Origin of the sequence: Shewanella oncorhynchi (assembly GCF_012584455.1) — a bacterium.
Taxonomy (GTDB): Bacteria; Pseudomonadota; Gammaproteobacteria; order Enterobacterales; family Shewanellaceae; genus Shewanella; species Shewanella oncorhynchi.
This window is the reverse complement of record NZ_JABAEB010000004.1, coordinates 271,540-285,069: the sequence shown is the minus strand read 5'-3', so window position 1 is coordinate 285,069 and position 13,530 is coordinate 271,540. Positions and strand designations below refer to the sequence as shown.

General features: G+C 35.4%; 14 protein-coding genes. All 14 read left to right on the top strand.

Translation table 11 applies throughout. The features are described 5' to 3' along the window. Positions 1-93 precede the first annotated feature (93 nt). Positions 94-1,059, top strand: coding sequence for a Wzz/FepE/Etk N-terminal domain-containing protein (locus HGO26_RS07970; protein ID WP_168824437.1), 966 nt, complete (start codon positions 94-96; stop codon positions 1,057-1,059). A gap of 83 nt (positions 1,060-1,142) precedes the next feature. Continuing rightward, entirely contained in the window at positions 1,143-2,132 is a 990-nt protein-coding gene (locus HGO26_RS07965) for an exopolysaccharide biosynthesis polyprenyl glycosylphosphotransferase (protein WP_168824435.1), read from the top strand. Positions 2,133-2,169: 37 nt separating this feature from the next. Beyond that, positions 2,170-3,264, top strand: a complete 1,095-nt coding sequence (gene rfbB, locus HGO26_RS07960; protein ID WP_168824426.1) for a dTDP-glucose 4,6-dehydratase — start codon at positions 2,170-2,172, stop codon at positions 3,262-3,264. Between the two features lie 76 nt (positions 3,265-3,340). Then, positions 3,341-4,216, top strand: coding sequence for a glucose-1-phosphate thymidylyltransferase RfbA (gene rfbA / locus HGO26_RS07955; RefSeq protein ID WP_168824424.1), 876 nt, complete (start codon positions 3,341-3,343; stop codon positions 4,214-4,216). Positions 4,217-4,247: 31 nt separating this feature from the next. Beyond that, entirely contained in the window at positions 4,248-4,466 is a 219-nt protein-coding gene (locus HGO26_RS07950) for an acyl carrier protein (RefSeq protein ID WP_168824422.1), read from the top strand. Between the two features lie 20 nt (positions 4,467-4,486). Then, the gene (locus HGO26_RS07945) at positions 4,487-5,494 is read left to right on the top strand and encodes a ketoacyl-ACP synthase III (RefSeq protein ID WP_168824420.1); all 1,008 of its coding nucleotides are present in this window, start codon (positions 4,487-4,489) and stop codon (positions 5,492-5,494) included. Next, positions 5,484-6,242 carry an SDR family NAD(P)-dependent oxidoreductase gene (locus tag HGO26_RS07940; RefSeq protein WP_168824418.1) on the top strand — a complete coding sequence of 253 codons (759 nt, stop codon included), beginning with the start codon at positions 5,484-5,486 and terminating at the stop codon, positions 6,240-6,242. Before HGO26_RS07945 ends, HGO26_RS07940 begins: the two co-directional genes overlap by 11 nt. A 10-nt stretch (positions 6,243-6,252) precedes the next feature. Then, positions 6,253-7,269: a 3-oxoacyl-ACP synthase III family protein gene (locus tag HGO26_RS07935; protein ID WP_168824416.1), complete on the top strand. Its 1,017-nt coding sequence runs from the start codon at positions 6,253-6,255 to the stop codon at positions 7,267-7,269. Between the two features lie 12 nt (positions 7,270-7,281). Next, positions 7,282-7,797 (top strand): GNAT family N-acetyltransferase, encoded by a 516-nt coding sequence (locus tag HGO26_RS07930; RefSeq protein ID WP_168824414.1) that lies wholly within the window; start codon positions 7,282-7,284, stop codon positions 7,795-7,797. 9 nt (positions 7,798-7,806) lie between these two features. Then, complete coding sequence (gene rffA / locus HGO26_RS07925) at positions 7,807-8,940, top strand: dTDP-4-amino-4,6-dideoxygalactose transaminase (protein ID WP_168824412.1); 1,134 nt, start codon at positions 7,807-7,809, stop codon at positions 8,938-8,940. Next, the gene (locus tag HGO26_RS07920) at positions 8,933-9,997 is read left to right on the top strand and encodes a TDP-N-acetylfucosamine:lipid II N-acetylfucosaminyltransferase family protein (RefSeq protein WP_168824410.1); all 1,065 of its coding nucleotides are present in this window, start codon (positions 8,933-8,935) and stop codon (positions 9,995-9,997) included. The genes rffA and HGO26_RS07920 overlap by 8 nt, the downstream gene beginning before the upstream one ends. A 42-nt stretch (positions 9,998-10,039) precedes the next feature. Continuing rightward, complete coding sequence (locus HGO26_RS07915) at positions 10,040-11,470, top strand: lipopolysaccharide biosynthesis protein (RefSeq protein WP_168824408.1); 1,431 nt, start codon at positions 10,040-10,042, stop codon at positions 11,468-11,470. Between the two features lie 208 nt (positions 11,471-11,678). Continuing rightward, positions 11,679-12,236, top strand: a complete 558-nt coding sequence (locus HGO26_RS22355) for an acyltransferase (protein WP_168824406.1) — start codon at positions 11,679-11,681, stop codon at positions 12,234-12,236. Further along, positions 12,237-13,526 (top strand): hypothetical protein, encoded by a 1,290-nt coding sequence (locus HGO26_RS07905; protein ID WP_168824404.1) that lies wholly within the window; start codon positions 12,237-12,239, stop codon positions 13,524-13,526. Positions 13,527-13,530: the final 4 nt, after the last annotated feature.

The following is a 13,530-nucleotide window of genomic DNA, read 5'->3' as shown; positions in this document are numbered from 1 at the left end:
TGTCTGTTATCCGTAAGCGCAGCGTTCCGTGAGTGAGACTGCGAACGTTCCGTCAACCGTCTACGAGAACTTACATAACGAGATAAGTTTTAAATGTCTAATGAAATAAACAAATATATACAAGATGCAAAGTTTCCGCCGGCTGTGCAAGACGACGAAATCGATCTTCGCGAGCTTTTTTCGGTTATATGGCATGGTAAATGGTTAATTATTGTCATTACGGCTGTATTCGCCATTGGTTCTGTGGTGTTTGCGATAATGCAACCCAATGTCTATAAATCTGAAGCATTACTGGCCCCAGCAGCAGAAGAGCAAGGTGGTGGGTTAAGTGCATTAGCCTCTCAATTTGGCGGTTTAGCCAGCTTAGCTGGAGTGAATTTAGGCAGCAAAGGCGGTACAGATAAAACTCAGCTTTCAATTGAAGTATTAAAATCCCGTCAATTTACCAGTGATTTCATTCAAAAACATAATATTCTTGCTGATTTAATGGCTGCAAGAAAGTGGGATCGAGATTTAGATATAATCGTATACGATGCGGATATTTATGATGTTAAATCAAATCATTGGGTTCGCAAAGTTGACCCTCCACTTAAACCTGAACCTTCAATGCAAGAAGCCTATAAAGTTTTCAGCAAAATATTAGCTATTAATACGGATAAAGAAACTGGAATGGTGACGCTATCCATAGATCATGTATCTCCAAGCGTCGCAAAACAATGGGTTACTTGGTTAGTCGAAGATATCAATAAGGTTATGAAAGAGCGTGATGTTGCCGAGGCTAATCGTAGCAGTGAGTTTTTAAATAGGCAAATTGCCCTAACTAATGTTGCTGATATTAAAGCGATTCTTTACAAGTTGGTGGAAGAACAAGCTAAAACCATTATGTTCGCTGAAGTACGGGATGAATATGTCTTTAAAACCATAGACCCAGCATTAGTGCCTGAAGAAAAAGCAAAACCAAAACGTGCATTAATTTGTGTATTAGGCACTATGCTGGGTGGTATTTTAGGCGTGATGTTAGTGCTGATTAGGCATTTTTTTCGTAAACAACAAGTATAATAGTGGAACAATTTACCTTTAGTGTTAAAGGTTAAGTTGTTTATCTTGGATACTCCCTTGTCATTAATAATTTTGGTTTTTGTATGAACTTACGAATTAATGAAACAGCTGATACTGAAGAGTTTCAAACTATTAAAATAGTTACTAAGCGATTCAAATCAAAGCAGCAGGTACTAACTCAGCAACTTATTTATGTCTATTGTCCTAAAGATAGAGAGTTTGAAATTGGAGAGATTATTGATGATTATTCTTTCGATATGGTCGTTAATGATTACACCATTACTGATTTAAGCTGCAAAGTTATTTGTCATTTTGAGAGCTCCAGTTTAACGAATGAACAAAGACAGTTTTTAGTTAAAGCGACTGAACTTGGCGCATGGGTAGAACCTTTGGTCAGTTATCTGGATGAACGATTAGGTTATACTGAAGTACGTTTACTCCATAGTGGTTATTTTTTGCATCAAAAAGCTTTTTCAATTCTATCGACTAAACGTACTCAATTAGCTAAACGTGTAATAGACTTATTTGCAGCCTTTTTGCTCTGCTCCATCGCTATACCTATTGGCTTGATTACTGCTTTAGCAATTAAATTAGAAAGTCCAGGGCCTGTGTTTTATAAGCAACGGCGTACTGGGCAATATAATGATGAGTTTGAGGTGATAAAATTCCGCTCTATGCGCAGTGATGCTGAAAAAGCTGGAGCACAATGGGCAATGCAAAATGATGTTCGAGTAACTAAAGTAGGTAATTTTATTCGCAAAACCCGTATCGATGAATTACCTCAGATAATCAATATTCTTAGAGGGGAAATGTCAATAGTAGGGCCAAGACCAGAGCGGGAAGTATTTATTGATGAGCTTGAAAAGGAAATACCTTATTATCGTTTTCGCCATGCGGTTAAGCCAGGAGTTACAGGTCTAGCACAAGTCAGTTATCCTTATGGTGCATCAGTTGAGGATGCTGTTTGGAAACATAAATATGATATTTATTATATTAAGCATCATAGCTCACTGTTGGATATTAAAATTTTACTAAAAACGGTGAAAGTTGTGTTATTTGGTATGGGTAGATAGCTCTAGCTCTTATTTATAATTATGTAGGTCAGATTTAATGAATATTTTAGTTACTGGTGGTGCAGGTTTTATTGGCTCTGCAGTAGTTCGCCATATTATTGGCAACACCCAAGATTATGTGATTAACGTAGATAAACTGACGTATGCAGGCAATCTTGAGTCACTTGTAAGCGTAGATAAAAATGAAAGATACGCGTTCGAGCAAGTTGATATTTGTGACAGAGCAGAACTAGATAGAGTATTTGCACAGCATCAACCTGATGTAGTTATGCATTTAGCGGCAGAGTCTCATGTAGACCGTTCAATTACAGGTCCATCAGATTTTATTCAAACCAACATCGTTGGTACTTATACTCTGCTTGAAGCTACACGTGCTTATTGGAGTAGTTTATCTGACCAAGCAAAAAATGCCTTTCGCTTCCATCATATTTCCACTGATGAGGTTTATGGCGATTTACCGCATCCTGATGATATAGATATAGAAGATGGTACGAAGCCTTCAGCGAATAAAGAGTTACCATTATTCATTGAAACAACACCTTATGCTCCTAGCAGTCCGTATTCAGCTTCTAAAGCATCAAGCGATCACTTAGTTCGTGCATGGTTACGTACCTATGGCTTACCTACCATAGTGACTAATTGCTCCAACAACTATGGTCCTTATCACTTCCCTGAAAAGCTGATCCCGCTAGTGATCCTTAATGCACTAGAAGGAAAGCCATTACCTATTTATGGCAAAGGTGATCAGATCCGTGATTGGCTATATGTAGAAGACCATGCTCGTGCACTTTATAAAGTAGTTACAAGTGGCAAAGTCGGTGAAACCTATAATATTGGCGGTCATAACGAAAAGCAGAATTTTGAAGTGGTACAGGCCATCTGCAGTATTTTAGATGTTTTAATGCCTAAAGATACTCCTTACGCTGAGCAAATAACTTATGTCACAGACAGACCAGGCCATGATCGACGCTATGCCATAGATGCTACGAAAATGAGTAATGAGCTTAACTGGCAACCAGAAGAGACCTTCGAAACCGGCCTTCGTAAAACCATTGAATGGTATTTAGCGAATCAAGAGTGGTGTCAGCATGTCCAAGATGGTAGCTATCAGCGGGAGCGTTTAGGCATTTAATCTCTTTTATTATTTTGTTTTATGTCCTAGTTTTTCTTTAAACCTAGGATCTATTTATCTAGGAACTGATTTTACTATGAAAGGAATTATTCTCGCTGGCGGTTCTGGTACTCGTTTGTACCCGATTACTAAAGGGGTTTCGAAACAGTTATTACCTGTATACGATAAACCCATGATTTATTATCCTATTTCTGTACTAATGCTGGCAGGGATACGGGATATTTTAATTATCACCACGCCTGAGGACCAATCTTCATTTCAACGTCTACTTGGCGATGGCAGTGACTTTGGCATAAATCTGCAATATGCCGTACAGCAAAGCCCTGATGGTTTAGCGCAAGCATTTATTATTGGTGAAGAGTTTATTGGCAGCGATAGTGTATGTTTAGCCCTTGGGGATAATATTTTTTGGGGACAAGGTTTTTCACCCATACTTAAAAAAGCTACTGCTAGACCAACGGGAGCAACAGTATTTGGCTATCAAGTGAAAGATCCTGAGCGTTTTGGTGTGGTTGAATTCGATCAAAATCAAAAGGCCATCAGTATTGAAGAAAAACCCATAAAACCCAAATCTAATTTTGCAGTGACAGGCTTATATTTTTACGATAATCGAGTTGTGAATATTGCAAGGAATGTTAAGCCATCATCGCGTGGTGAATTAGAAATTACTAGTATTAATCAAGCTTATCTGGATATGGGCGAATTAAACGTAGAGCTTTTAGGACGTGGTTTTGCTTGGTTAGATACAGGCACTTATGAAAGCCTATTAGAGGCCGCTTCATTTGTTGAAACTATTGAAAAGAGGCAAGGTTATAAAATTGCTTGTTTGGAAGAGATAGCTTGGCGAAATTGCTGGTTGGCGGATGAAGAAGTGATAAAATCTGCGAAACAAATGGAAAAAAATAGCTATGGACATTATTTAACAACACTTGTTAAATCTAATTTGTCTTAAGTACTATGTTTATATATCAATGGAGAATAAAATGAGTAACGTACAAAAAATAATCGAGATTATCGCAGATATCCTAGAAACGGATGCTGCAGAACTTACCATAGAAACAGAGCTTGATGAAACTGTATGGGATTCGTTAGCTGTTGTGACATTTATTTCAGAGATTGACTCTAATTTTGACCAGATTATATCTCCTGCTGAATTAAGCTCTGTTAAAACAGTTGCTGACTTGATTAGTTTGGTCAAATAATAGATTGTTGAGGGTTTCTGATGCTCGCTATAAAAAATATTTCGATTAAAGGGATATCATGTACCGTGCCAAATAGAAAAGTCAATAATATTGATTTTTCTCAGGTGTACGGCGATAAAGAAACCCTCAAGCTTATTGCAAGTATTGGTGTGGAAACGCGCTATATTGTTGATGCTCAAACAACTGCATCGGATCTTTGCCTGCATTCAGCAAAGCGGTTAATAGAAGAATTAAATTGGGATGTGCAAGAGATTGGAGCATTAATATTTGTATCACAGACACCAGATTATCAATTACCTGCTACAGCTTGTATATTGCAAAGTAAACTTGGGTTACCGTCAACGGCCTTAGCATTTGATATTAATCTTGGTTGTTCTGGTTATGTTTATGGACTACAAGTCGCTGCTAGTCTAGTGAATGCTGGTATAAAAAAAATATTACTCTTGGCTGGCGATACTATCAGTAAAATTATAAAACCAGGTGATAGAAGTACAGAATTATTGTTTGGAGATGCAGGCAGTGCAACGGCGTTAGAATATGAAGCTGATAGTATAATTAATTTTGAGTTAGGCAGTGATGGCGCAGGTTGGCAAAGTATAGTTGCCCGTGAGCAAATTAGTAGTGATGCAACTCGTGGCGCTAATAATGCCTATCTTGAAATGAATGGAGGAGAGGTATTTACATTTACTTTAAAGACTGTGCCTGCTTTAATTAATAATTTCCTGCATGATTTAAAAATCGATTCCGACGATATTGATGTCTGTATTTATCATCAGGCTAATCATTTTATGATAAAACATTTATTAAAAAAATCTAATTTTAAACCTGAGCAGGTTGCAATAAGTATCAATGAATATGGTAATACAAGTTGTGCATCTATTCCAGTGACACTCTGTGCCAGAAAACAAGCTAGATATAAGAAAACATTATTGGTTGGTTTTGGTGTTGGTCTTTCTTGGGGAGCAGTTATGTGTGACTTAAGTAATACATTATTATTACCAGTCGAGGTGTTAGCTAATGATAAATAATATGCTTAGTGATAAAACTATTTTAATAACAGGTGCTTCCTCTGGTATTGGTCGAGAAATAGCTAAATATTTTAGTACTCAGGGTGCAAAATTAGTTATTTCTGGAAGAAATCAAGTCAGACTGAGTCAGACATTAGATTCACTAACAGGTGATAGTCATTACGCAATTATTGCAGACTTATGTACTGAAAATGATATTAAAAATTTTATGGACCAGGTCGTTAGTGTTGCAGGACCATTGGATGGACTAGTTCATTGCGCTGGTATTATGAAAACATTACCTCTCCAAGCATTAAAAGAAAAGGATTTTGATGAATGTTTTAATATAAACGTTAAAAGTGCACAGTTCCTTGTGAAAAACTTTAGAAGGCGTGGAAAATTTAACGCAATAAGTTCAAGTGTCATTTTTTTAAGTTCAGTTGCCGCAACTTGTGGTGAGCCTGCAAATACAACTTATGCAGCAAGTAAGGCTGCGCTTGAGGGAATGTCAAAATCGTTAGCTATGGAATTGGCGAAATTAAATATAAGAGTAAATTGTCTCGCACCTGGCTTGGTTGAAACGGAAATGATGATGGATTTTTCTAAGCAACTAACAGACAGCCAGTTGGCTAAAATAGTTAATAAACACCCATTAGGACTTGGTAAACCCGAAGATGTTGCTTACGCTGCCAGTTTTCTGAGCAGTGACTTATCAAGATGGATAACGGGCACAACTTTATTTGTGGATGGAGGTTACAGTGCCCAGTAAAAGGCTAAGTATGAGAGCATTTATTTCTGGGGTAGCATCTTATTTGCCAAAAAACTGTCTCAGTAATGAACAGTTGGCGGAGGAGTATCCAGAATGGAGTGTCGAAAAAATATATGAAAAAACTGGCATACGCACTCGGTATATCGCGTCAAAAAATGAAAGCTGCTCTAGTATGGCAATAAATGCAGCTAACAGTCTGTTAACGAAATATAATGTTGAAGCATCACAGATTGATTATGTGCTGTTATGTACGCAAAGCCCAGATTATGTGTTACCTACGACGGCTTGTATTGTGCAACATGAGCTTGGAATACCTACCACGGCTGGTGCATTGGATTTTAATTTAGGCTGCTCTGGTTATGTGTATGGTTTAAGCATGGCCAAGGCTTTAATCGAATCGCATCAAGCCAGTAATGTCTTATTGATAACCTCAGAGCTATATTCTCGCTATATCAATGCAAATGATAAGAGTGTTAGAACATTATTTGGTGATGCTGCTACCGCAACTTTGGTGCAAGGTAAATTGGGAACTAGCAATTTTATTCACAGTGTAAAATTCGGTACTGATGGAAAGGGCGCCGCTAATCTTATCGTCCCGCATGGCGGGTCAAGAGATCCAATATGTAATGCATCATTCACGGAAGTTGAAGATTCAAGTGGAAATAAACGTGCACCATGTAATTTATATATGAATGGTGCAGAGATCCTCACATTCACTCTGAAAACTGTGCCTAAAGCAATACAGGATATTCTACGAGCTGCTGACTTAGTCCAATCACAAATAGAACGAGTTGTTTTTCATCAAGCGAATAAGTTTATGCTTGATAAATTACGTCTCAAGACAGGCTTTACTGATGAGCAGTTTTTAGTTTCCTATGAAGAATATGGAAACACTGTTTCGTCAACTATTCCATTAGGAATTGAAAGAGCGCTCGATGAAAATAAACTGAAGCCGAATGATAGGTTACTTATCTGTGGATTTGGGGTGGGATATTCTTGGGCTGGTTGTATTGTTGAATGGTGTTAATGCGTGGTATTTATGTTGATACAAGGTTTTGGTATTAAATTGCACGTTTTGTCCCATGATCATTTAGATATTTTAAGGGATTGGCGGAATAGTGATTTTGTTCAAGCATTCATGCAGCAAAGAGTTACAATTACACCCGAAAGTCAGCAAGAATGGTTTAAAACTCTTGATAAAGAAAAAAATCACTATTTTATTATTGAAAGTAATGGAGTGTTAGTTGGTTGTTGTAACATAAAAAACATAGATGAAGATGGTGTGGGTGAAGGTGGCGTTTTTTTATGCGCAGCAGAATTTCTGAATGGTATGCTCGCTTCGAAGGCTGTTTTTCTTATGTATGACTGGGCTTTTAAAAATAAACTCATACGTTCAGCAAAATCTGAAATTCTTCTAGATAATAAGCGAGCTATTAGATTTAATAAAATGCTAGGTTTTTCAATAGATGTTAATGAATCTATAGTTAAAGGTTTTTTAACTGAAAATGCATTTTATAACCAATACAACCGATTTTATAAAACACTCAACCAATAAGAATTATATATGATTAACTTTAATAAGCCATATCTCCATGGAAAGGAATTAGTTTATATAGCCCAAGCTGTTGCGTCAGGAAAAATCTCTGGTGACGGTTTATTTACCAAAAAATGTCATGAGTTTTTTGAACAACGCTATGGTTTTAAAAAAGTGCTAATGACAACTTCATGTACTGATGCATTGGAAATGGCCGCGCTTCTGCTTGATATTCAACCAGGTGATGAGGTAATTGCACCTTCCTATACTTTTGTTTCTACTGTTAATGCTTTCGCTTTACGTGGTGCTAAGATTATTTTTGCCGATAGTTACAAAGATAACCCCAATATTGATCCAGAGCAAATCGCGCAACTCATTACCAAAAATACCAAAGCAATCGTAGTGGTGCATTATGCAGGCCTTGCATGTGATATGGATGCCATCATGGCGATTTCCAAGCAACATAACATCCCTGTGGTAGAAGATGCAGCCCAAGCTATTGACAGCTATTACAAGGGTAAACCGCTTGGTAGTATCGGCACGTTTGGGACTTTCTCCTTTCATGAAACTAAAAATATTATTGCAGGTGAAGGTGGTTTACTAGTTATCAATGATGAGCAATATATTCATCGTGCTGAAATTATCCGTGAAAAAGGCACTAATCGATCTTCATTTTTTCGCGGTGAAGTGGCTAAATATGGTTGGGTAGATATTGGCTCATCCTTTTTACCGTCAGATATTATTGCTGCTTATCTTTATGCTCAGCTTGAGAATATTGATACCATTCAAGCTAGACGCAAAGCTATTTGGCAACGTTATTATGAAATGTTGAATGTTGAATTAGCCAACAAAGATATCCAATTACCCAAATTAGCAGAATATTCCACTAATAATGCTCATATGTTTTATCTGGTATGTAAAAACCTGGAACAACGTACCGCTTTGATTCAACACCTGAAAGAGAACGGTGTGCATGCTGTGTTTCACTATCTATCACTACATACAAGTGAATATTATCAATCAAAGTACATTGGATATGCTTTACCTAATTCGGATTTTTTTACAGATACATTAGTCAGATTGCCACTGTATTATGAATTAACCGATGAACAAGTAGATTATATTTGTAAAATAATAAGTGAATTCTCAAACAGTAATGAATAAAAAAATCTTACACATAGCCAGTTTGGATAAGTTTATCCCTGACTTTATTGGTATTGTACGACAGCACTTCTCAGAACAACCGCATACAATATTAACATTTGGGGATATTGAAAAATACCCTTACACGCAAGCCAATAATACATTTCACTTTGTAACTTTTAAAAAGTTTAATGTATTATATAAACTCATATTAACCTTACACTCTCATGATAAAATTATATTGCATGGATTATATATGCAACAACTCATAATATTATTATGTTTAATGCCTTGGTTGCATAAAAAATGTGTATGGGCTATTTGGGGGTGGGATCTTTATTACCATCAATTCGCTGTTAAAGATAAACGTTTTCGAATATTTGAGTTTTTTCGAAGAATGTTAATTAGTCGATTGGGCGGTTTTATCACTTATGTGGATGGTGATTATCAAAAAGCTCAGCAGTGGTATGGCGCTAAGGGGGTATTGTACGAGGCTATAACCTACAAAAGTAATGTTTACAGTGGTGAGGAATTGCTTTCTTCAGATAATATCATTTCTAAGATAAATGAACACGGCAAAATTAATTTGTTAGTAGGGAACTCTGCGGACCCAGCTAATAATCATCAGCATGTCTTTGAAGAACTCGTCAAACTAGAACTTGATAATATCGATAGAATCTATTGTCCATTATCCTATGGCAACTCAGAGTATGCTGAAAAAATTAAGCTTTTAGGTCATTTGATGTTCGGTGACAAATTCTATCCATTAATGGATTTTATGCCATTAACGGATTATAACAAAATATTAGATACAGTAGCTATTGCCTTTTTTGCACATAATCGCCAACAGGCAATGGGTAATATTATTAATTTAGTGGGGCGTGGTAAAACTGTTTTTATGCGTTCAGATACTAGCTCATTTGCATTATTTACTAAATTAGGAATTAAGGTATTTACGCTAGATGATTTAAGTCTTACTCCCCAGTCTGTCGAGGTTGCTATCGGTAATAATAAATTAGTACGTGAATATTTTAGTGAGACAAATCTGGTACAACAACTTAAAAAAGTTTTTTCATGATACCTTATTACAAAAAGAAAGGTAGAAAGAGTTGTGTTCATTATGACACCTAAAAAAATACTTCAGTTTGCCATAGGGCCTGTTGGTGCCGCATTATTGGGGATTATTTCGTTACCTATTATTGCTTGGGTATTTAGCCAAGAAGATGTAGGTAAAATGGCTTTGCTACAGGTAGTATTAAGCTTTGCGACGTTATTTTTTTCCCTTGGACTTGATCAAGGCTATGTTCGTGAATTCCATGATTCAGCGAATAAGCCATTGCTATTGAAAACTGCTGTACTGCCTGGTTTGATATGGTTGTTGATTAGTCTGACAGTATGTTTATTATTTGGACCATTTTTAGCTGAATTAGTTTTCTCGATAAAATCAAATTATATCAGTTGGTTACTTTGCATTGCTTTGCTATGTAGTTTTCTGTCGCGTTTTTTATCGCTTGTACTACGGATGAATGAGCGCGGTCTTGCTTTTTCAATGAGTCAATTATTACCTAAAGCATTTGTTCTCATTATCATACTTATCTACTTGCTACTTGATATTACTAAATCTTTTAGTAATTTATTGTTAGCTAATACTTTAGCTATAGTATTAGCCTGTTTTATTTTTGCTTGGAATACTCGTGACGAATGGCGTTTAAGTTTATCTGAAACAATAAATTCACGACAGTTACTGCAAATGCTGAAATTTGGTTTACCGTTGATTATTGGAGGTGTTGCATTTTGGGGGGTAACTTCAGTCGATAGGATTCTGTTAAGCCGTTGGAGCACATTTAGTGAACTAGGCATATATTCTATATCAGTAAGCTTCGCGGCTGCCGCGACTATTTTTCAATCAGTATTTTCTACAGTGTGGGCACCGACTGTATATAAATGGGCTACTAATGATGAAGGCTACGATAAAGTCATTATGGTAAATCGCTATGTGTTACTACTGGTTGTTTTGCTATTTTGCTTTGCTGGTTTATTTTCTTGGATTGTACCTTTTATTTTGCCAAGTGAATATAAGGCAGTGCAATGGATTTTAGTCGCTTGTCTAGCTTATCCACTTCTTTATACACTCTCTGAAACCACTGTTGTTGGAATAGGCATTGCTCGAAAATCTATTTATTCGATGCTAGCTTGTATTCTTGCTTTAATAGTGAATCTTATTTGTAACTTCTTTTTGATCCCTCGGTTTGGTGCTGCAGGGGCTGCTAGTAGCACTGCACTCACGTTTTGGGTATTTCTGATTCTTAGAACTGAGTTTTCTATCAGAGTTTGGAAACCTTTACCGAGAGTAGCATTATACAGTTTTACTTTTTTAGCTGTAGCAGGTGCTGTAATTGGAGCTCTTCAACAAAATAATATCGGAAATTTAATATATTTGTATTGGGGGCTATTATTATTCTGTTGTAGTTGCTTTTTTAGGAACGAGCTTATTATAATTTCTTCTAAAGCTTTTCAGAGAATTATTGATATTAAAAAAAATGCGCTTTGAAGTTTTACTTATTAATTTTAGGTCCAGCATTAATTGGTTTTTAGAAAGTGAGTGGTTTTAGTTAGTATTTACTGCATTTCTCTCTGTGTAAAAAATTGAATAAAACTTGTTTCCTATATGGCTATATTAATTACATCTTATATGCTGCGATTATTAGTGTAAGTTTTAAAATTTAAGTATTAACAACTTTGATTATTTGAGGTGATAAATGAAATTGGTTTTTTTAAAATTATACTGCTTCTTATTAGCAATTTTTAGTCGATTAGTCAAGTTTGACTTTTTAAAAAATCATTCTTCAAATGTTAATTATAAGTATCAACGATATAAGTTGTCAAAAAAAGGTGTGACACTTGGTTATAACTCGGTAGTTTATAATACTGTATTTTCAAGCAGTGCTAAAGGAGATAAATTTTTTATAGGTAAAAATTGTACAATTACTGGAAGTACATTGTTAGGTCACGATGCTTCTCCTACAGTATTTATTTCGGAGTTAATTAATAAACCACAACCATGGATGCCTGGTGCTAGGAGCAGCTATCGAAAACCAATTTATATTGGAGATAACGTTTTTATAGGATACGGTAGCATAATTTTGCCAGGTGTAATTATTGGTAACAATGTTATTGTTGCAGCAGGAAGTGTTGTTATATCAAACATTCCAGATAATAGCGTTTATGGTGGAAATCCTGCAAAATTCATTAAAAACATTGATGAATTTATTGGGAAATACAAAAAATTATTGGCAGTCGAACCAGAGGCGTTTTAAGTGCAATTAATGGCTAACCCTAAGAATCTGAATGGAAATTTTCTTATTTTTTTATTGGCATTTTTAGGACCATTTTCTACAACTTTTTTAGATAAAATTAATTTGGTTGTCTGTTTTTTCATTATTTTTTTATATTTTTTATTTTCTTTAATTTCGAGTCGTGGCGCCAAGTTCTCAGGTTATTCAATTTTAATTGTTACTCCTATAGTAATCGTTGTGATTATAGGTTATATATCCGGTTTTTTAAATTTTGATATCGTTGGAACTGAATATCAAAAGTACGTGATTACAAGTCGATTTTTTACTGTTATCTCTACTATTTTATTCGTTACGTGCATTGCAATATGGTCTGAAAGGGTCTCAAGTAAAGAGCATATAATTTTTATTAAAGTAGCATTTGCTTCTACCTGCCTATTTCTTATTTTTGCAATTATTCAACAGATTTGTTTTGTTTTTAATTTGCCATTCATGGTTGATAGTCGTTCTGATATGCATGGTGTGCCGCAATCAATTAGAAATTTATTTCCAAACCGTATTACTTCAATTGCGAGAGAACCTAACTTTTATGCCCCGATATTAGTGGAATCATTAATTTTAACAAGGTTAGTTTTTTCAGGGTTAAAAGCCTATACCTTTTATGTATTAACATTAGTTGTACTGTTGTTAACTTTTTCAGGTGGTGCCTACGCCCATTTTATATTATTGGTCATTTTTATTTTCTTACAATCGCTAAAGTTTAATATATCTTTAGTGAAAACGTTTTTTAAGTTTTTTTTGATTTTAATTTTGAGCTACACAATAGCAATTAATTTATTCCCTGAGTTTTTTGATAATTTATCTCAATTTATTTATGCAAAGTCAACTACTGAATCATCAGGGGCTTCCTACAGAAGTCAAATAATTCAAATTATTATCGATAGCTGGACTTCTTCCGATCTAAAGGTTTTGTTAATCGGAAATGGAATCGCATCATTATCTTTTTTTGATGAAATCACAGGTTTAAATACAGGGTTAGATTTCTCTATCACAAATAATTTGTATTTAGATTACCTTTGGGATGCTGGTGCTATTGGATTAGTAATTTTATTACTATTTTGGGGGATAGCCTTTTCTTACTCATATCGTTCCAGATTTGACTCTCTATCTAAACAGGTTAATGTATTACTTTTTTTTAGTCTTTTAATTACATCTGTTTATCGTTCTGAATATGTAACAACTCATCATGCTTGGCTCCTATCTTTGCTCATTGTCACTTTTAAAATAAATGATAAAAAGTCACCTGAAAATTGATTAT

Excerpts from the sequence above, each read along its gene's own strand:
- rfbB (WP_168824426.1), top strand. The coding sequence starts at position 2,170 with ATGAATATTTTAGTTACTGGTGGTGCAGGTTTTATTGGCTCTGCAGTA.
- HGO26_RS07950 (WP_168824422.1), top strand. The coding sequence starts at position 4,248 with ATGAGTAACGTACAAAAAATAATCGAGATTATCGCAGATATCCTAGAA.
- HGO26_RS07945 (WP_168824420.1), top strand. The coding sequence starts at position 4,487 with ATGCTCGCTATAAAAAATATTTCGATTAAAGGGATATCATGTACCGTG.
- HGO26_RS07920 (WP_168824410.1), top strand. The coding sequence starts at position 8,933 with ATGAATAAAAAAATCTTACACATAGCCAGTTTGGATAAGTTTATCCCT.
- HGO26_RS07970 (WP_168824437.1), top strand. The coding sequence starts at position 94 with ATGTCTAATGAAATAAACAAATATATACAAGATGCAAAGTTTCCGCCG.
- HGO26_RS07965 (WP_168824435.1), top strand. The coding sequence starts at position 1,143 with ATGAACTTACGAATTAATGAAACAGCTGATACTGAAGAGTTTCAAACT.
- rfbA (WP_168824424.1), top strand. The coding sequence starts at position 3,341 with ATGAAAGGAATTATTCTCGCTGGCGGTTCTGGTACTCGTTTGTACCCG.
- HGO26_RS07915 (WP_168824408.1), top strand. The coding sequence starts at position 10,040 with ATGACACCTAAAAAAATACTTCAGTTTGCCATAGGGCCTGTTGGTGCC.
- HGO26_RS22355 (WP_168824406.1), top strand. The coding sequence starts at position 11,679 with ATGAAATTGGTTTTTTTAAAATTATACTGCTTCTTATTAGCAATTTTT.
- HGO26_RS07940 (WP_168824418.1), top strand. The coding sequence starts at position 5,484 with ATGATAAATAATATGCTTAGTGATAAAACTATTTTAATAACAGGTGCT.
- HGO26_RS07935 (WP_168824416.1), top strand. The coding sequence starts at position 6,253 with ATGAGAGCATTTATTTCTGGGGTAGCATCTTATTTGCCAAAAAACTGT.
- HGO26_RS07930 (WP_168824414.1), top strand. The coding sequence starts at position 7,282 with ATGTTGATACAAGGTTTTGGTATTAAATTGCACGTTTTGTCCCATGAT.
- rffA (WP_168824412.1), top strand. The coding sequence starts at position 7,807 with ATGATTAACTTTAATAAGCCATATCTCCATGGAAAGGAATTAGTTTAT.